This window comes from Brevibacterium sp. SMBL_HHYL_HB1 (genome assembly GCF_018208375.1).
Classification (GTDB): domain Bacteria; phylum Actinomycetota; class Actinomycetes; order Actinomycetales; family Brevibacteriaceae; genus Brevibacterium; species Brevibacterium intestinavium.
The window spans coordinates 1,122,663-1,141,203 of record NZ_CP062936.1 but is presented as its reverse complement, the minus strand read 5'-3'; the positions used below and the strand labels follow the sequence as shown (position 1 = coordinate 1,141,203).

General features: G+C 67.5%; 16 protein-coding genes. All 16 read right to left on the bottom strand.

Features of this window, described 5'->3' with window-relative positions:
• Positions 1-94: 94 nt before the first annotated feature.
• Positions 95-1,018, bottom strand: a complete 924-nt coding sequence (locus IG171_RS05300; RefSeq protein WP_212130398.1) for an RluA family pseudouridine synthase — start codon at positions 1,016-1,018, stop codon at positions 95-97.
• Positions 1,011-1,547: a signal peptidase II gene (locus IG171_RS05295; RefSeq protein ID WP_212130396.1), complete on the bottom strand. Its 537-nt coding sequence runs from the start codon at positions 1,545-1,547 to the stop codon at positions 1,011-1,013. Before IG171_RS05295 ends, IG171_RS05300 begins: the two co-directional genes overlap by 8 nt.
• A 171-nt stretch (positions 1,548-1,718) precedes the next feature.
• Positions 1,719-2,546, bottom strand: a complete 828-nt coding sequence (locus IG171_RS05290) for a DivIVA domain-containing protein (protein ID WP_212130394.1) — start codon at positions 2,544-2,546, stop codon at positions 1,719-1,721.
• 410 nt (positions 2,547-2,956) lie between these two features.
• Positions 2,957-3,256, bottom strand: coding sequence for a YggT family protein (locus IG171_RS05285; protein WP_212130392.1), 300 nt, complete (start codon positions 3,254-3,256; stop codon positions 2,957-2,959).
• Positions 3,257-3,350: 94 nt separating this feature from the next.
• A complete protein-coding gene (gene sepF / locus IG171_RS05280; protein WP_212130390.1) occupies positions 3,351-3,875 on the bottom strand; it encodes a cell division protein SepF in 525 nt (174 codons plus the stop codon).
• A 77-nt stretch (positions 3,876-3,952) separates the two neighbouring features.
• The gene (pgeF, locus tag IG171_RS05275; protein WP_212130388.1) at positions 3,953-4,711 is read right to left on the bottom strand and encodes a peptidoglycan editing factor PgeF; all 759 of its coding nucleotides are present in this window, start codon (positions 4,709-4,711) and stop codon (positions 3,953-3,955) included.
• Position 4,712: 1 nt separating this feature from the next.
• Positions 4,713-5,900: a cell division protein FtsZ gene (gene ftsZ, locus IG171_RS05270; protein ID WP_212130386.1), complete on the bottom strand. Its 1,188-nt coding sequence runs from the start codon at positions 5,898-5,900 to the stop codon at positions 4,713-4,715.
• Positions 5,901-6,094: 194 nt separating this feature from the next.
• Entirely contained in the window at positions 6,095-6,847 is a 753-nt protein-coding gene (locus IG171_RS05265) for an FtsQ-type POTRA domain-containing protein (RefSeq protein WP_212130385.1), read from the bottom strand.
• 5 nt (positions 6,848-6,852) lie between these two features.
• Complete coding sequence (gene murC, locus IG171_RS05260) at positions 6,853-8,253, bottom strand: UDP-N-acetylmuramate--L-alanine ligase (RefSeq protein WP_212130384.1); 1,401 nt, start codon at positions 8,251-8,253, stop codon at positions 6,853-6,855.
• A 2-nt stretch (positions 8,254-8,255) separates the two neighbouring features.
• Complete coding sequence (locus IG171_RS05255) at positions 8,256-9,356, bottom strand: UDP-N-acetylglucosamine--N-acetylmuramyl-(pentapeptide) pyrophosphoryl-undecaprenol N-acetylglucosamine transferase (RefSeq protein ID WP_212130383.1); 1,101 nt, start codon at positions 9,354-9,356, stop codon at positions 8,256-8,258.
• Position 9,357: 1 nt separating this feature from the next.
• On the bottom strand, positions 9,358-10,977 hold the full coding sequence (gene ftsW, locus IG171_RS05250) for a putative lipid II flippase FtsW (RefSeq protein ID WP_212130382.1): 1,620 nt from the start codon (positions 10,975-10,977) through the stop codon (positions 9,358-9,360).
• Position 10,978: 1 nt separating this feature from the next.
• Positions 10,979-12,472, bottom strand: coding sequence for a UDP-N-acetylmuramoyl-L-alanine--D-glutamate ligase (murD, locus tag IG171_RS05245; protein WP_249204307.1), 1,494 nt, complete (start codon positions 12,470-12,472; stop codon positions 10,979-10,981).
• 88 nt (positions 12,473-12,560) lie between these two features.
• On the bottom strand, positions 12,561-13,649 hold the full coding sequence (gene mraY, locus IG171_RS05240) for a phospho-N-acetylmuramoyl-pentapeptide-transferase (protein ID WP_212130380.1): 1,089 nt from the start codon (positions 13,647-13,649) through the stop codon (positions 12,561-12,563).
• Positions 13,646-15,112: a UDP-N-acetylmuramoyl-tripeptide--D-alanyl-D-alanine ligase gene (murF, locus tag IG171_RS05235; RefSeq protein ID WP_212130379.1), complete on the bottom strand. Its 1,467-nt coding sequence runs from the start codon at positions 15,110-15,112 to the stop codon at positions 13,646-13,648. Before murF ends, mraY begins: the two co-directional genes overlap by 4 nt.
• 1 nt (position 15,113) lies before the next feature.
• On the bottom strand, positions 15,114-16,700 hold the full coding sequence (locus tag IG171_RS05230) for a UDP-N-acetylmuramoyl-L-alanyl-D-glutamate--2,6-diaminopimelate ligase (RefSeq protein ID WP_212130378.1): 1,587 nt from the start codon (positions 16,698-16,700) through the stop codon (positions 15,114-15,116).
• The gene (locus tag IG171_RS05225) at positions 16,697-18,478 is read right to left on the bottom strand and encodes a penicillin-binding protein 2 (RefSeq protein WP_212130376.1); all 1,782 of its coding nucleotides are present in this window, start codon (positions 18,476-18,478) and stop codon (positions 16,697-16,699) included. Before IG171_RS05225 ends, IG171_RS05230 begins: the two co-directional genes overlap by 4 nt.
• Between the last annotated feature and the right edge of the window lie 63 nt (positions 18,479-18,541).

Here is an 18,541-nt window from a genome sequence, read left to right as displayed (position 1 = left end):
TGTTGCGCCCCCAGCTTAGTCCATCTCCACCGGCCCCGAGGTGGCCCACCGCGCCCGCCCGGCGACGTCGCGACCGGTGCCCGGCACCGGCGGTTCAGTGGGGTCGGATGTGATCGATCGCGATCTGCAGATCCTCGGGGTAGTCGCTTTCGAATTCGACCCACTTCTGCGTGTCGGGGTGGCGGAAGCCGAGCTTGACCGCATGCAGCCACTGCCGTTCGAGACCGAGCTCCTTGGCCAGCACGGGATCGGCCCCATAGGGCAGATCGCCCACGCACGGATGTTTGGTGGCGGAGAAGTGGACGCGGATCTGATGGGTGCGGCCGGTCTCGAGGTGGACCTCGACGAGTGCGGCTCGCCGATGCGCCTCGATCACCTCGTAGTGGGTGATCGCGTTCTTGCCTCCGGTGCGCACGGCGTAGAGGCCATCGTGCTTCGGGTGCCGGGCGATCGGGGCGTCGATCGTGCCGAGCACCGGGTCGGGCAGTCCTTGGACGAGAGCGTGGTAGGTCTTGTCGACGGTGCGTTCCTTGAATGCGCGTTTGAGCACGCTGTAGGCGTATTCGCTCTTGGCCACGACCATCAGCCCCGAGGTGCCCACATCGAGGCGCTGGACGATGCCCTGCCGTTCGGGAGCCCCGGACGTCGCGATTCGAAATCCTGCTGCGGCCAGTCCCCCGACGACGGTCCGGCCGGTCCAGCCGATGGCCGGGTGCGCGGCGACTCCGACGGGTTTGTCGACGACGACGAAGGCGTCCTCGTCGTGGACGATCCTCATTCCCGGCACCGGATCGGCAACGACCTCCACGGGTCGTTGGGGTTCGGGCATGATGATGTCGAGCCGTTCGCCGGCGATGACGCGATCGGATTTGATCACCGGGCGACCGGACATCTGCACGCCGCCGTCGGCGCAGATATCCGCCGCTGCGGTGCGGGACAGGCCCAGCAGCTTCGACATCGCAGCGTCCACGCGCTGACCTTCGAGCCCTTCGGGGACGAGGATGGAGCGTTCAGTCATGGGAGTCCTCTTTCACACGTGGGGAGTCCGATCCGTCGATGTCGATGCCCTTGAGGCTGGCCACGACGAGCGTGACCGCAGCCGCGGTGATCGCGATGTCGGCGACATTGCAGATGAACAGCGACAGATCGATGAAGTCGACGACGGCTCCGTGCAGGAACGACGGTGCCCGGAACAGACGGTCGACGAGGTTGCCGAACAGTCCGCCCAGCAGCAGGCCGAGCCCGATGGCCCAGGTGCGCGAGGCCAGTTTGCGTGAGAGCGCGAGGATCGCGATGAATACGCCGATGGCGATGAGTGGGAACACCCAGGTCACGCTCGACCCCAGGCCGAGTGCGGCACCGGGGTTGCGGTAGAAGGTGAAACCGGCCAGATCCCCGATCACGGGCACCGGGGGCCTGCCTTCGAGCAGGGCGACGGCGAGGAACTTCGTGAACTGGTCGATCACGAGCACGATGACCGCGATGGCGTACAGCAGGCCCAGTTCGGCGGTGCGAGCTCTCTTCGCCCGTGAGGCAGGATCGTTCATTTGGTTCATTCTAGCCCACCGGCGTCCCCGGGCCGCAGGAGTTCGCGCACATCCGCCCGGTCTCCTGTGCCCACGCCCGAGGTCCCGCCCCCGGACCGTCATCGAGGCGGGCGGGTATGACAGAGGTCCGGGAACTCTCGGGAGTTCCCGGACCTCTGTGCCCAGCTCGTATCAGAGCTTGTGGTTCAACGAGCCGCCCAGCGGGTTGTTTCCGTCGAGGGTCTCCGGAGCCAGGCTCGTGGAGTTCTCGAGGTCACGCAGCTGATCGTTGAGGTAGCTCTTCAGACGGGTGCGGTACTGGCGCTCGAAATTCGACAGCTGATCGATCGAACGCTCCAGCGTCGACTTCTGCGATTCGAGGGTCGACAGGGTCTCATCGCGCTTGGACTCGGCCTTGCCGACGATGTCGGCGGCTTCCTTCTCGGCGCCCTTGATGAGTTCGTCGCGCTTGCGCTCACCTTCGGCCACGTGCTCATCGTGGACGCGCTGAGCCAAAGCGATGAGACCGTGGGCATCCCCGTCGCCGCCGGCTGCGGCGGCACCGAGGCCGACTCCGGCTGCGCCACCGGCTCCGGCGGCCATGGCAGGAGCCTGCGCGCCCGATGCGCTCGAATCCTCGGCGGGAGCAGGAACGGCTTCCTTGACGACGGGAGCCGAAGCCTGGGTCTCCTCGACCGGTGCCGGGGCGGCAGGGGCCTGCTCTTCCTGCGGTGCAGGTGCCTCGGTCGGTTCCTCGGGAGTGGGAACGGCGGCCGGCATCGCCTGAGTGGCGTCGGAATCCTGAGCCGGTGCGGCAGTGGCGCCGCCGGCCTGGAGTTCCTTCACACGCTGTTCGGCGGTGGAGAGCTTCTGACGCAGCTCGTCGTTCTCCTGGTAGAGACGGCGGAACTCGACGACGACCTCGTCAAGGAAATCGTCGACTTCATCCTGGTCGTACCCGTCGCGGAACTTCACATGCTGGAACCGCTTGTTTACTACGTCTTCAGGCGTGAGCGCCATGAGGTCACCTTCGGTCGATCTACAATCATTACGCTGCCGTCCGAAGGACGGCTTCAACGTCACATTAGCGTAACACCTGCAGTTCTGTCCCGCAGTAATGGCGTGTCACGCATTCGATAACGCATTTTTCCTCATTGAGGCTAACAAGCCGCAACCGTCAACGGCCAATTCCCATGCCCGCATTCATCGCTCTTCGGCGATTACCGCTAATGATTTCGCCGCTATTCGGTCGAATCGATCATGGTCTGCCTCGCTGCGCAGACGCTTCGTCGCGAATGCCGTCCGGATCGTCTTCGACGCCTCCTCCGACCCTGGCACCGCAGCCGATCGTGGGCCGGGACCTCGTGCTGGGTGTCCGCGAGCCGCGGGTGCCGCGCCGGGCCCGTGTTCTCGGACCGAGGCCCGTGTTCTCAGACCGAGGCGTGGGAGAGGTTGAAGAACACCGAGGCGATGATCTGGACGCCGATGAGCAGGACGATGAACCCGAGGTCGAGCGAGATCTGGCCCAGACGCAGGGGCGGGATCACCTTCCGCAGCATCTTCAGCGGCGGATCGGTGAGCGTGTACACGGCCTCGGCGAGCACGAGGAGGAAACCGGTCGGCTTCCACTCGCGTGAGAACACCTGCACCAGGTCGAGGATGACGCGGGCCAGGAGCACGTAGACATAGAGGCTAAGCGCCGTACCGAGGATATAGAAGATGGTGGCCACGTGGGTCCCTCGCGCCTTTCGTTGCTGCTTGAGTGCCGAAACCCCAGCCTAACGGCTCGAGCTGAAGAGGAGTTGAGAAGAGCCCGGAACCCGTTCAGCTCTGGTTGAAGAAACTCGCCTGCGTGTCCGAATCGGCCTCGGTCTCCCCGGCGACCTCGATGTTCTCGGGAGTCAGCAGGAACACCTTGTTCGTCACGCGTTCGATCGATCCGTGCAGGCCGAAGATCAGCCCGGCGGAGAAGTCGACGAGGCGCTTGGAGTTGTTCTCGTCCATCTCCGACAGGTTCATGATCACCGGGGTGCCCTCGCGGAAGGCCGATCCGATGACCATGGCATCGTTGTAGCTGCGGGGGTGGATGGTTCTGATGCGGTTCATTGAGGTTCCTGGGGCCGGGGTGTCTACGGGCCGAATCGGTGACGGATGGATCGGTGTCACCGGCGCCGGTGACTCATCCGCTGCCGCTTCCGGCTCGTCGTGCTCATCGACCTCGTCATAGGTCTCAACGACCTCGCGGTCACGGTAGGCGGGTTCGCGACGGTCGGTGTCGTGGCGATCGACGGTCTCGTCCTCTTCTTCGACGAAACCCAGGTATTCCAGCGTCTTCTTGATTGCTGACATGTCTTAGCTCCTCGGCCTTCGGCACTTGCTCACCTGTCGCCCAAACTATCGCACGCGGACCGTGGGGCGGGTGAGTCCTATGGGTGTGTCGTGGTCTTTTCTTCCTGCAGCCAGATGATGCCTGCGAACCGGCCCGTCGTGGACTGCCTGCGGTAGGAGAACAGGTCCTCGGATTCCTTCGTGCAGGTGCGTGAGAACTGATCGATGATCACTGACTCACGACTGAGCTGTTCGGCCACGGCCCCGGCGACGTCGAGTGCCGGTGTTCCCGAGACCGACACCGAGGCGGCCGTGGGTTCGATCGCGGCGACCTCGGCGCGCAATTCGGCTGAGACTTCGTAGCAGCGGGGGCAGACCGAGGGTCCGATCACCGCGTGGATCCGATCCGCCCCGGCCTCGCGCATGGCCGCCAGCGTGGTGGGCACCACGCCCGCGGCCATTCCCTGCCGACCGGCGTGGACGGCGGCGATGAGCCCGACCTCCGGATCGGCGAGCATGACGGGAGTGCAGTCGGCGACCATGATCGCCAGGCCGATGCCCGTGAGGTTCGTGATCTGGGCATCGGCTTCGATCGGCCCCGAGCGCAGTTCGGCCTCGTCGCTGATGGTCCGCACCGAGGTGCCGTGGACCTGGGCGACGAAGGCCAGCCGCTCCCCGCTCAAGCCCAGGACCTGAGCGAGTGCGGCACGGTTGGCGGCGACGAGTTCGTCATCGTCTCCGACGTGACGGGCGAGGTTGAACGAGGCGAAGTCCCCGCTCGAGTACCCACCGTGCCGGTCCGTGAAGGCCACGTGCGCGGTGCGGCTGCCCGGGATGACGAACCTCGAGCGCAGCATATTACTTGAGGAAGTCGGGGATATCGAGATCGCTGTCGGCGTTCGAGGCGCTGCGTTCGCTCGGCAGGGTCGCCGGGATCTGATGCTCCTCGTTCCGCCGCGGTGACGCGCTCTCGCTCGTCTCCGGATCCTCGGACTCGGTCTCGATCGCTGCGGAGTCGGTCTCGGTCTCGGACTCGGTGCTCGCAGTCGCCGGGACGGCGGCCGGGACCGGTTCGACACCGGCGGTCTCCGCGTTCGGCGCGCTGTTGTCGAAGCCTGCGGCTATGACCGTGACACGGCATTCGTCGCCGATGTTGTCGTCGATGACGGCACCGAAGATGATGTTCGCCTCGGGGTGGGCGGCCTCCTGGACCAGTCGCGCCGCCTCGTTGACCTCGAACAGTCCGAGGTCGCCGCCGCCGGTGATGCAGAAGAGCACCCCGTGGGCGCCGTCGATGCTGGCTTCCAGCAGCGGGGAGGCGATGGCGGATTCGGCGGCCTGGACGGCTCGGTCATCGCCGGTGGCGGCGCCGATGCCCATGAGCGCGGTGCCCGCGTCCTGCATCACCGACTTGACGTCGGCGAAGTCGAGGTTGATCAGGCCCGGGACCGAGATGAGGTCGGTGATGCCCTGCACACCGGAGCGCAGCACCTCGTCGGCCGAGCGGAAGGCCTCGACGACGGACACGCTGCGGTCGGAGATCGAGAGCAGACGGTCGTTCGGGATGACGATGAGGGTGTCGACCTCTTCGCGCAGAGCGGCGATGCCGGCTTCGGCCTGCGCGGAACGACGCCGTCCCTCGAAGGTGAACGGGCGGGTGACGACACCGATGGTCAGCGAGCCCAGCGAGCGGGCGACACGGGCCACCACGGGAGCGGCACCGGTTCCGGTTCCGCCGCCCTCACCGGCGGTGACGAAGACCATATCGGCGCCCTCGAGGGCGTCGCGGATGGCGTCTTCGGAGGATTCGGCGGCCTTGCGGCCGATCTCCGGGTCCGCTCCGGCTCCGAGCCCTCGGGTCTGGTCACGACCGATCTCGAGCTTGACATCGGCATCGGAGAGGACGAGTGCCTGGGCATCGGTGTTGATTGCGATGAACTCCACGCCGCGCAGGCCGACGTCGATCATCCTCTGTACAGCGTTGACACCGCCGCCGCCGGTCCCGGCAACTTTGATATCCGCTCCGGATTGTGGGAATTCAGCCAAGTCGGTTCCTCGTCTCAAGCGCTTCAGCCACGCAAGGTCTGCGTGCGCATTCGGTCTGTGTTCTGTGCCTTGAGGCTATTGGGCCAGGCAACAGCACTGCAACCATTCTCCCCGGAGTGTCGGACTTCGGCCAAACACGCCACGCGGTGTGTCGGGCCCAAACGCGGGCAATCGGGCCGCAGGCGGCATCCGGCTCAGTCCGTCACCGGCACCGAGGGTACGGATACGTCGATCTCCGTGCGTCCGGCGGAGGCGAGTTGGACGGCGGTGCGGACCTTGAGACTCGGGTTGGACGAATCGCCGAAGACGACCGTCGCCTGGTGGTCGCCGGTGTCCAGACGTCCCTGCAGACTGTTCTTGTCCTCGGCCTCGATCGTCGACAGCTGTTCGCGCAGCTCCGGACGCAGACTGCCCATGAACCGGACGACCGCGGCCACGGTGGCACGGTCCGGGTCGTCGTCGGAGCCGAGCACGGTCAGGTCCTTCGGGGCCTCGTCCACGACGCCGAGGTCGACGGCCTGACCGTCGTAGAGCCGGTAGCCCGACGCCCCCTCGACCGCGAGCACAGGGGTCCGGTCGGTGATCTCGATCTTCAGCGTCCGCGGGCCCGCGTAGTGGACCGCAGCCTCGGCGGCCTTCGGGAACTGCTCGAGAACGGAGTCCTCGACCTCGCCGGTTCGCACCTGTGGCAGCGGGGTCCCGCCATCGGCGTCGAGGACGAAGTCACTGACCTTGTCGTGGTCGACGAGCTCCCCACCGCTCACGTTCACCTTCTCCAGCGCGAGCACCGGCGAGAACCAGGCGACAGCGGCGAGCGTGATCACGACGGCGACGATGCCGAGGCCGATGAGTCGGGGACGCCACAGCTGCCACCGGCGGGCCCGGATGACTCCGGTGAGATCGGCGGTGGAGTGGTCGCCGGTGCGGGGCGGAGGAAGCGGCGCCATGTGTCTCAGCTCTCCAGCGCGCTCAGCAGCTCGGGCCCGAGGATCGTCACATCCCCGGCGCCGAGAGTGAGCACGAGGTCACCGGGTCGCACGCGTGCGGCGACGAACGGGACCGCCTCGGCGAAGGACTCTTCGAAGGTGACGTGATCGTGCGGGACGCGATCGGCGATCAGCGCCCCGGTGACTCCGGGCACGGGGTCCTCGCGGGCGGGGAAGACGTCGAGGACGACGACCTCATCGGCCAGCCCCAGGGCCTGGCCGAACTCCTCCCGGAACTCCATGGTCCGCGAGTACAGATGGGGCTGGAAGATCGCCCATACGCGCCCGCCGTCGGTGACGACTCCGCGGGCGGCGGCCAGCACGGCGCGCAGCTCGGTGGGGTGGTGGGCGTAGTCGTCGATGACGCGCACACCGCCGGCGATGCCGCGTTCCTCGAAGCGGCGGCGGGTGCCCCCGTATCCGGCCAGCCCGGCGGCGGCGCGTTCGACATCGGCGCCGAGGCTGTGGGCCACAGCGATCGCGGCGGTGGCGTTGAGTGCGTTGTGCAGTCCCGGCTGCCGCAGTTCGACCGGCAGCGGCTCTGCGCGGCCGGGCAGGTCGAGGACGAAGCGCGAACCGACGCCGGAGTCGAGATCGCGCAGGACGATGTCGGCCTCGGGGCCCGTGCCGTAGAGGAGGACCTCGGCGCCCTGCGCACGCGCCTGTGCCGCCACGTCATGGGAACCGGGATCGTCGGCGCAGGCGATGATCGTGCCGGACCGCGACTGGATGCCGTTGCAGAATTCGATGAACGCCTCCCGCACCTTCTCCGGTGTCCCGTAGTGGTCGAGGTGGTCGGCTTCGACGTTCGTGAGGATTCCGATGACGGGCTCGTAGAGCAGGAAGGAGCCGTCGGATTCGTCCGCCTCGGCGACGAAGACGTCACCGGTGCCCGAATGCGCATTCGTGCCCGTCGTCGACAGCACTCCCCCGATGACGAAGGACGGGTCGACGCCGCTGGCCTGCAGGGCCACGGTGGCCATCGAGGTGGTCGTGGTCTTGCCGTGCGTGCCGGCCACTGCCACCGCCCGCCGGTCGGCCATGAGCGAGGCCAGGGCCCCGGAGCGGTGGAGGATGCGCAGCCCGCGGCGCTGCGCCTCGACGAGTTCGGGATTGTCCCGGCGGATGGCCGAGGAGATCACGAGGGTGTCGGCCTCGCCGAGGTTGTCGGCCGAATGTCCGATCGTCACCGTCGCGCCCAGGGTCCGCAGCACCTCGACGACGGAGGACTCCTTCGCATCCGATCCGGAGACCGTGACCCCGTTCATGACCATGATCCGGGCGATTCCGGACATCCCCGAGCCACCGATGCCGATGAAGTGGACGGCGCCGAGTTCGCTTACCGGGACGATGTTCGCAGTGGTCATGTTCAGCCTTCCAGCGCTCGGGTGACGATGGCGGCCATTCGCTCCGCGGCATCGGTGGGATAGTTCAGGGACAGGGCGGCTCGGCTCATCTGCTCCAGTCGGGCCCGGTCATTCATCAGCGGCAGGATCGTCTCCTCGACGGTGGCGCGGCTGAAGTCGGCGTTGTCGACCATCAGCGAGGCGCCGGCCCGGACGCTGCCGGCCGCGTTGAGCCGCTGCTCTCCGTTGCCGATCGCCAGGGGCACGTAGAGTGCCGGCACACCGGCCACGCTGGCTTCGGAGACGGTGGCGGCACCGGAGCGGGCGACGAGGAGGTCGGCGACGGCATAGGCCCGGTGCATGCCGTTGACGTAGTCGACGACGTGGTAGTCCGGCAGCGCCTCGGTGGCCGCGCGGAGCTCATCGCCCTTGCCGGCACCGGTGATGTGCAGGACCTGGACTTCCGCGTCCTGGAAACCGGCGGCGGCGTCGAGGAAGGCTTCGTTGATCCTCTGGGCCCCGGAGGATCCGCCGGTGACGACGAGCACGGGTCGGTCATCGCGGAGTCCGAGCTCGGCCCGGAAGCCCGCCCTGGCGGATTCGTCACTGCGGTCGAGGCCGGTGATCTCACTGGGCATGGGCATGCCGACGAGGGTGGAGCCGGGAAGCTCGGTATCGGGGAAGGTGATGCCGACCCGGCCGTTGCTGGTCAGCTTCGCGCCGAGGCGGTTGGCCATCCCGGGTTTCGCATTGGCTTCGTGGACGATGAGCGGGATCTTCGCCAGCCGCGCGGCGAGGAAGGCCGGCGGGCAGACATAGCCGCCGACGCCGACGACGGCCGAGATGCTCCGGGAGGAGATAATCCGCTTGACCTCGGAGATGTTGGACCAGAAGCGTCCGGGGAATCTCAGCAGGGCGGGGCTGAGCGACCGGGGCATGGGGACCTTGTCGATGGTGAGCAGTTCGAATCCCGCGGCCGGCACGATGTCGGCCTCGAGCCCGTCGGGGGTGCCCAGAGCCACGACGTCCCAGTCGGGGTGGACCCGTCGCAGTTCGCGGCCGATCGCCAGCATCGGCGAGATATGGCCGGTGGTGCCTCCACCGGCCAGGAGGATACTCGTCATCTCATTTCCTTCTCTTGCGGGCAAACACGGCGAACGAGGATCGCAGGCGACCCTTGTGGACGGCGATGGCCGCCTCGGCGCCCGGTTCGCTGCGGGCGAATGACAGCAGCACACCGACCGCCAGCAGGGAGGCGATGATCGATGAGCCGCCGTAGGAGACGAAGGGCAGGGGCAGGCCGATGACGGGCAGCAGCCCGGTGACGACGCCGATGTTGATGGCGGCCTGCCCGATCAGCAGGGCGAAGTAGCCGGCGGTGGTGACCTGGACCATGAGGTTCTCGGAGCGCATGACCACCCGGACCATACCGTAGCCCAGGACGGCGAAGACGAAGACGACGACGAGGCTGCCGATCAGGCCGAGCTCTTCGCCGATGATGGCGAAGATGAAGTCGTTGTGGGCCTCGGGCAGCCAGGACCACTTCTCCCGGCTGGCGCCGAGTCCGACCCCGAGCCAGCCGCCGGAGGCCAGGGAGAACAGTCCGTGGTTGGACTGCCAGGCCTGTCCCATGGTGTCGGCCGCGGTCTGGTCGGCATGGCCGGTGAGCATGGCCTGGATGCGTTTGAGGCGGTTCTCGGAGCTGAGGACGAAGAAGACGACGGCCGCGGTCAGGACGCCGCCCAGCAGCAGGAAGTACTTCATCGGGAAGCCGCCGATGAACAGGCACACCACGGCCATGGCCATGAGGACGAGGCCGGTGCCGAGGTCGTTGCCGCCGACGACGAGGCCGACGGCGATGAGCACACCGGGCACGACGGGGATCATGGCGTGGCCGAAGGTCGTCATCCTGCCGTATTTCTGGGCGAGGATGAGACCGAGCCACAGGGCCAGTGCGACCTTGAGGAATTCGGAGGGCTGGACCTGCAAGCCGCCGAAGCCGATCCAGTTCGCATTGCCCTTGGCTTCCTTGCCGAAGCCGGGCACGAAGACCGCCGCCTGCATGACCACACCGCCGAGCATCGCCCACCAGGCGAGTCCGCGCCAGACGCGCAGCGGCATGAGGCTGGCCACGATCATGAGTGCGATGCCGATCCCGGCGAAGAGCGCCTGTTTGTTGAAGTAGGCGAAGGACGAGCCCTCTCCTCCGTCGTAGGAGGTGATCGAGGACGCCGAGAGCACCATCACCAGGCCGAGGCCGGTCAGTGCCAGCACGGAGACGAGGATGAGGTAGTAGGTCGTCAGCGGGTATGCGGACACGCGGGCGAAGTCTTCGCGCAGGTGCGCCCAGGCGTGCCTGAGCACCGAGGTGCTCTTCGCGGTGCCCGTCGCCGTCGCGGTGCTCTTGGCACCGGTGCTGCTCTTGGTTCCGGCAGTGCTCTTGGTCGGCGGCTTTCTGCCTGCGGACTTCTTGGCCGGCGGTTTCCTGCCCGGGGTGGTCTTCGTCGCCGCGGGCTTCCCGGTCGTCGGTCTCTTCGCGGTGGTCTTCGTCGCCGCGGACTTCTCGGCCGCCGGTCTCTTGGCGGTGGAGGTGCCCCGCGCGGTCGGATTCTCGACCCTCGGCTTCTTCGTCGCGGCAGACTTCGACGATGTTGCGGTGACCGTGGCCGCGGAGGTGGCAGCGGATGTCCTCGCTGTCTTCTTCCGGCGGCGTGCATCCGCCTTCGCGGTGGTCTGCCGTCCCATCTCAGCGCCCCAGGTGGGTGTGCACGGCCTCGGTAAACAGCTCTCCGCGCGTATTGTAGTTCAGGAACTGGTCCATACTCGCCGCCGCCGGAGCCAGCAGCACGGTGTCCCCGGCTTCGGCCAGATCCGCCGCCGCTGCGACGGCGGCCGCGGCCACTGCCTCGCCGCGGCGCTTGGGCACTCCGGAGTCGATGCCCAGAGCCGGTTCGATCCGGACGACCTCGAAATCGGTGCCGGCGGAGGCGATGGCCTGGCGGAAGGCCGAATCATCGGCTCCGATGAGCACGAGCGCTCTGATTCGGTCCCCGTGGTCGGTCAGCAGGGAGGTGAAGTCGGCGCCCTTGGGCAGTCCGCCGGCGATCCACACGATCTTGTCGAAGCTGGCCAGGGAGGCGTTCGCGGCGTGCGTGTTCGTCGCCTTCGAGTCATCGACCCAGCGGACGCCATCGGACTCGGCCACGGTGACCATGCGGTGGGCGCCGAGGGAATGATTGCGCAGCCCCGCCGAGATCGCCTGCCCCGGCACGTCGATGGCGCGGGCCAGGCAGGCGGCGGCCAGGGCGTTGGCCACCTGGTGGGCGGCGGGTCGGCTGCCGTCGACGCCGGTGGCGATCGCGACGTCCCTGACGGCTGCGAGTTCGGCCGCCGAGGAGTACCGCTGCGGGATGAACGCACGGTCGACGAGCAGGTCCTCGACCACACCGAGCTCGCCGGGACGGGGCACGCCGGTGGTGAAGCCGATCGCCTTCGCCCCCTCGATGACATCGGCGTCCTCGACCATGTGCAGGGTCACATCGTCGGCGCAGTTGTAGACGCAGGCGAGCTTGGCATTGTGATAGATCTTCGCCTTATCGGCCGCATAGGCCTCGGCGCTGCCGTGCCAATCGAGGTGGTCGGGGGCGATGTTGAGCACGGCCGCGGCATCGGCGCTCATCGACTCCTGCCAGTGCAGCTGGAAGCTCGAGAGTTCGATCGCGAGCACCTCGAGTCCCGGCTCGAGCACGGCCTCGAGCAGCGGCGTGCCGATGTTGCCGCAGGCCTTGGCCCTGAGCCCGGCGGCCAGCAGCATCGATTCGAGCATCGTCGTGGTCGTCGTCTTGCCGTTGGTGCCGGTGATCGCCAGCCATTTCGCGTCGTTGGTGCCCCGGATCCGCCAGGCCAGTTCGACCTCGCCGATGACGGGGATGCCGGCCGCGGCGGCCGCGGCGAGCACGGGCTGATCCGGCCGCCAGCCGGGTGAGGTCACGACGAGGTCGATGCGTCCTTCGGGCAGGGTCTCGACGTGCTGGGCACCGCGGCGGATGTCGACGTCGAAGACCTCGAGGATCTGGACCTTCTCGCTGACATCGGAGGTGTCGTCGCCGTCGATGACGATGACATCGGCTCCGCGTTCGCCGAGGTGGACGGCCGCGGGGAATCCCGTCACGCCGAGGCCGGTGACGAGGATGCGCAGCCCGGCCAGGGAGGAACTCGGCCCGCTCAGCGCCTCCGGGATCGCCGCGGCAGGAGTCCCGGCGTCGGGGCTCGCGGCAGCCGAGCCGTCGGCAGGCGAGGTCTCGGCAGGTGCGGTGTCGGGACGGTTCTCAGCCAACTCGCGACACCCATTCGGCGTAGAAGAGGCAGATGCCGGCGATGACGAAGAGTGCGGCGATGATCCAGAATCTGACCACGATCGTCACTTCGGCCCAGCCCTTGAGTTCGAAGTGGTGCTGCAGCGGCGCCATCCTGAACACCCGTTTGCCGGTGGTCTTGAACGACACGACCTGGATGATCACGGACAGGGTGATGATCACGAAAAGTCCGCCGAGGACGATGAGCAGCAGTTCGGTCCGCGACATGATCGCCAGCCCGGCGAAGGCACCGCCGAGGGCCAGCGAGCCCGTGTCGCCCATGAAGATCTTCGCCGGTGAGGTGTTGAACCACAGGAACCCGAAGCAGGCCGCGGCCATGGCTCCGGCGACCATCGCGAGGTCGCGGGGGTCGCGCATGTAATAGCAGGCGTTCGTGGCCTCGGACATGAGGTTGCAGTTCTGGGTCGACTGCCATGTGCCGATGACGACGTAGGCGGCGAAGACGACGACCGAAGCACCGGCGGCGAGTCCGTCGAGGCCGTCGGTGAGGTTGACCGCGTTCGAGACCGCCGTGACGATGAGGTTGGCCCAGATGACGAACAGGATGAGCCCGAGCACGGCCGAACCGAACGCGAGGTCGAGGTTCGTGTCGCGGATGAATGAGATCTTCGTCGACGCCGGGGTCTCGCCGAAGGAGTTCGGGAACTGCAGGGCGAGCACGGCGAAGGAGATGCCGACGAAGGCCTGACCGATGAGCTTGGGCACCGGCCGCAGGCCGAGAGATCGCTGCTTCCTGATCTTGATGAAGTCATCGAGGAATCCGACGACGCCGAGGCCGCCGGCCAGCCACAGCACGAGCAGACCCGAGGCCGTCGGCACGGAACCGGTGAACAGGTGTCCGAGCAGGTAGGCGAGGATGGCGGCGCCGATGATGACGACTCCGCCCATGGTCGGGGTGCCGCGCTTGGTCGCATGCGAGGTCGGACCGTCGTCACGGACGAACTGGCCGTATCCCTGCTTGACGAGCACCCGGATGAACAGCGGGGTGCCCACCAGCGCGAGGATGAGCGCCAGACAGGCTGCGAGCAGTACGGCTATCATTGGGCCCCCGATACGCCGGCGATTTCGTCTCCGAGGTAGCGCAGACCTGCGTCTCGGGAGGATTTGAACAGGACGATGTCTCCGGCGGCGAGTTCGGCGTTCAGCAGATCCTTCGCCTCGGCGGCGGTGGCGACCCAGGTCGCCTCGTTGCCCCAGGAGCCCTCGAGGTTCGCGGCGTTGAAGATCGGTTTCGCACCCTCGCCGACGACGATCGTGCGGGTGATGTTGAGCCGGACGACGAGTTCGCCGATGTCCGAATGCGCGGACACGGACTCCTCACCGAGTTCGAGCATCTCTCCGAGTACGGCGAAGGTCCGGCGCGGACGGTTCTCCTCGTCCCCGCGGCCCATCGAGGCCAGGGTCTTCAGGGAGGCCCGCATGGATTCGGGGTTCGCGTTGTAGGCGTCGTTGAGCACGGTCACGCCCGAGGGCGAGTCGATGAGCTCCATCCGCCACCGGCTCGCGGCCGAGGAGGTCGACAGGGTGGTCACGATCGGTTTCGTCCCGACCCCGCAGGCGTGGGCGATGGCGGCCGCGGCCAGGGCGTTGCCGACGTGGTGCTCGCCGATCAGAGCCAGACGCACGTCCTGCGGCTCCTCACCGGGCAGGTTCAGGGTGAAGGTCGGATGTCCGGAGGAGTCCGTGCTCACCCCGGTGCCGCGGACGACGGCATCGGACTGACCGACCCATTCGGGCAGGGATTCGCGCTGGGAGAACCACAGGGTCTCGACCTCGGGGGCGAGGACTTCGCGCATTCCGGCCACACGGGAGTCATCGGCGTTGAGCACCGCGGTCGAGCCGGCCGTCAGGGATTCGACGAGTTCGGCCTTGGCCCGGGCGGTGTTCTCGATCGAGCCGAACACACCGGAGTGGGCGGTTCCCACGGCGAGTTCGACGGCGATGTCGGGCCGCAGCAGGCTCGTCAGATAGGCGAGGTTGCCGATCGAGCGGGCCCCCATCTCGAGGACGAGGAAGCGGGTGGACTCCACGGCCCGCAGAGCCGTCAGCGGCACGCCGACCTCGTTGTTGTAGGAGTTCGGCGGCCACACCGTCTCGTCCACTCCGGCGAGCAGATCCGCGGCGAGGTCCTTGACCGTGGTCTTGCCCACGGAGCCGGTGATGGCGATGACGGTGAGTTCGCCTTCGGTGCGCAGACCTTCGACGCTGTGCTTGGCCAGCTGGCCCAGCGCCTCGGTGGCATCGGCCACGACGACGGTCGGCAGGGCCGCGTCATCGACGGTCGGCACGGATTCGCCGATGATCAGGGCCGCACCCGCCTCGACGGCGGCCGCGGCGAACTCGATTCCGTCGAGGCTCTCACCTCGGCGGGCAACGTAGATGTCGCCGGGTCCGACTTCTCTCGAATCGGTCACCACACCGGCGGTCAGGGGGGTCTCGGGGTCGATGCCGTACAACTCACCATTGACGGCGGTTGCGATCTCGGCTGCAGTCAGTCGCTTCATATCAACTGTGAACTTTACCTGGTTGTGCGCCGCCCAGCCGCATGGACAGCGCTGAGCGTGTCCTCGCCCGGTCGTCGAATTCGGTCACCGTCGTGCCCACGGTCTGTCCTGTCTCATGCCCCTTTCCCGCGATCAGCACGGTGGAAGAGGCCTCTGCCTCCGCGATCGCCTCGTCGATGGCCCGGCCCCGGTCGGGCACCTCAATGATCTTTTTCACACGTGCGCGCCCGCCGGCCACCTCGGAGTCGATGCCCTCCCTGATGGCGGCGCGGATCGCGGCCGGGTCCTCGGTACGGGGATTGTCGTCGGTGAGAACGATCACATCGGCTTCCCGCGCCGCGGCCCGGCCCATGTCGAAGCGCTTGCCGCGGTCGCGGTCGCCGCCGGCGCCGAAGACGATGATGAGCTCATCGGAATCGGCGTGCAGCGTCGACAGGGCCTTGGCGATGGCATCGGGAGTGTGCGAATAGTCGACGATGGCCCGCGGCAGGGTCTCGGGGTGGGTCTGCTCGAGCGCACGCGGGCCCGAGACGTCGATGATCTCCATCCGGCCGGGCACGGTGGCCACGAAGGTCGAGCCGATGGCGTCGATCTCGGCCGGGCTGATCCCGGATTCGATGAGCATGGCCGCGGCCAGGGCCGTATTCGTGACGTTGAAGTCGCCCGGCAGGGGCGACCGCAGCCCGATAGCGGTCGTGTCCGGTCCCGGCTGACCGAGGTGGAGGACGAAGTCCGACCGTCCCGGGGTGTGTTCGATGCGCCACTGGCTGCGTGCATCGCGGCCGAGGGTGCGCACCGGCACCTGTGCGGCCGCGACCATCCGCTCGCCCCAGTCGTCCTCGACGACGATGACCGCCCGGTCGGAGAAGCTGCGGGTGAACAGCTGCGCCTTGGCCTGAAAGTACTCCTCCATCGTGTTGTGGAAGTCGAGGTGGTCCTGGGACAGGTTGGTGAATCCGGCGACCGAGAAATGGGCCCCGTCGACGCGGTGCTGGCTCAGCGCATGCGAGGAGACCTCCATCGAGCAGGTGTCGACCTCGGCGGCGCGCATCTTATCAAACAGCGCGTGCAGTTCGGGCGCCTCGGGCGTGGTCCTCACGCTCGGGACGGTGTCACCGGCGATGAGGATGGCCACGGTGCCGATGACGGCGGTGCGGTGACCCAGGGCCGCGAGCATCCCATCGGCGAGGTAGGTCGTCGTGGTCTTGCCGTTCGTGCCGGTGACGCCGATGAGCTCCGGCACCGAGGTGGTGCCGTAGACGGCCGCGGAGACGAATCCGAGCACCGCCCGCGGGGCGTCGACGATGAGCGCGGCCACGGTCTCCAGCCGGGCGCGGTCGTCCTCGCTGCCGGACAGGGCTTCGGTGATCAGCTCCCAGCCGGCGGCGTCGGTCAGGATCGCGTCGACGCCGGAGCGGATGAGCTCGGGAGCGAATTTCGCACCGTGGACGTTCGACCCCGGCAGGGCGGCGTAGAGCTGTCCGGGTGAGACCGCGCGTGAGTCGTGGGAGACCCCCGTGACCGTGGTCTCAGGATCGCCGTGGAGGGTGCCGGGAGCGATCGGCAGCAGCTGTGAAAGTCGCATCATTTCCATTCTCGAGCAGGCAGGTCGGGCTTCTCGGTCGACGGAGGGATCTTCAGATGCCGCATTGCGAAGCCTGCGACATCGGAGAAGACGGGAGCTGCGGCCTGTCCACCGTAATAGCCGTCTCTGGGCCTCTGCAAAGTCACGGAGATCGCCAATTGCGGGTCCTCGGCCGGCAGCACGCCCACGAATGAAGCAGTGTAGCCGTCGTAGCCTCCGCCCTCGGCGGCGGGAGCCTGTGCCGTGCCGGTCTTGCCCGCGACCCGGTAGCCGGAGACCTGGGCGGACTTGCCGGTGCCTTCGGCCACGACGCCTTCGAGCATCCGCAGGGTCTGATCGGCGGCCTTCTCGCTGACGACCCGCTGATTCTCACCCGCGGGCACCGGGACCGTCGAACCGTTCGGGGAGATCATGCCGTCGACCAGCTGCGAGGGCACGTGGACTCCCCCATTGGCGATGGTGGCGATGACGTCGGTGGTCTGCAGCGCGTTCGCGGCCACACCCTGGCCGAACATCACGGTGTACTTCGTGCGGCCGTCCCAGTCCTTGTACGGGTGGAGGATGCCTCCGGTCTCGGCGGGGAAGCCGATGCCCGAGGTGGAGCCGAAGCCGAACTTCTTCATGTATTCGTACCGCTCGGCCTCGCTGAGCTTCTGACCGGCGAGGATGGTTCCGGTGTTCGAGGACTGGGCGAGGATGCCGGCGAAGGTGAGCTTCTCGTCAGGGTGTTCGTGGGAGTCGCGGAACTCCTCGCCGTTGGGCGCCTCCCACTCGTCGGGCACGGTGAATTCCTGTTCGGGGCTGACGAGTCCCTGATCGAGCAGGGCCGCGGCGGTGACCATCTTCGCCGTCGAGCCGGGTTCGAACATATCGGTGAAGATGCGCGAGCCGCGGTCGTCGCCGTCGACCTTGCCCGGAGAGTTCGGGTCGACGGTGGGGGCATCGGCGGCGGTGATGATCCTGCCGGTCTTGACCTCCTTGATCACGATGGAGGCGGATTCGGCCTTGTGCGCCTTCCGCTGCTCCTCGATGGCCTGTTGGGCGTAGTACTGCAGGTCCGGGTCGATCGTCGTCTGCAGTCCCTGACCGTCGACGGCGTCCTTGATGTTGTTGTCCCCGAGCGGGATGATCTCGCCGCGGGCACCGCGCTCGTACTGCTGCTGGCCGTCGGTGCCCGACAGCTGCTCGTCATAGGCCATCTCGAGTCCGGCCTGGGCGGTACCGTCGGAGCTGAGGAAGCCGACGAGGTTGCCGGCGATCCCCCCGGCCGGATAGGACCGCACCGCGTACTCCTCTGCGGAGATGCCGAGGATGTCGAGCTTCTTCACCGCCTGCCAGGTCTCGGAGGTCAGCCCCTTGGCCACAGGGTTCCAGCGCTTGTCGCCGACGAGCTTCGGGTAGATCAGGCCCGGATCGGTGTTGAGCGGTTCGGCCAGGGCCTCGGCCGCTCCCCAGGCGCCGACGAGTTTGCCGTCGACCTTGTATTGGGCGACGTTCTGCTGGTCGACGACGAGCTGATAGCGCGAGACGCTGTCGGCGAGCACGGTGCCGTCGGAGGCCATGATCTGCCCCCGGTCGGCCGGCAGGGTGCGGGTGACGAGACGGTTGGACAGGGCCTTCTCTGCGAGCTTCATCGAGTCCATGCCCTGGATCGACACGAGGCGGACGGAGGTGACGAGCAGGGCGAGGATCGACAGCGCGGCGATGATGCCCATCCGCAGGCGCAGATTGGGCCCGCTGCCGCTGCGCTTCTTCTTCAGTCGAGTCCTGGCTGGGCCCATTGCACTGTCCTTAGCTCTGTCGGCGAATGGCTCCACGGGTGTTCGGGCCGAGTCCGGCACCCC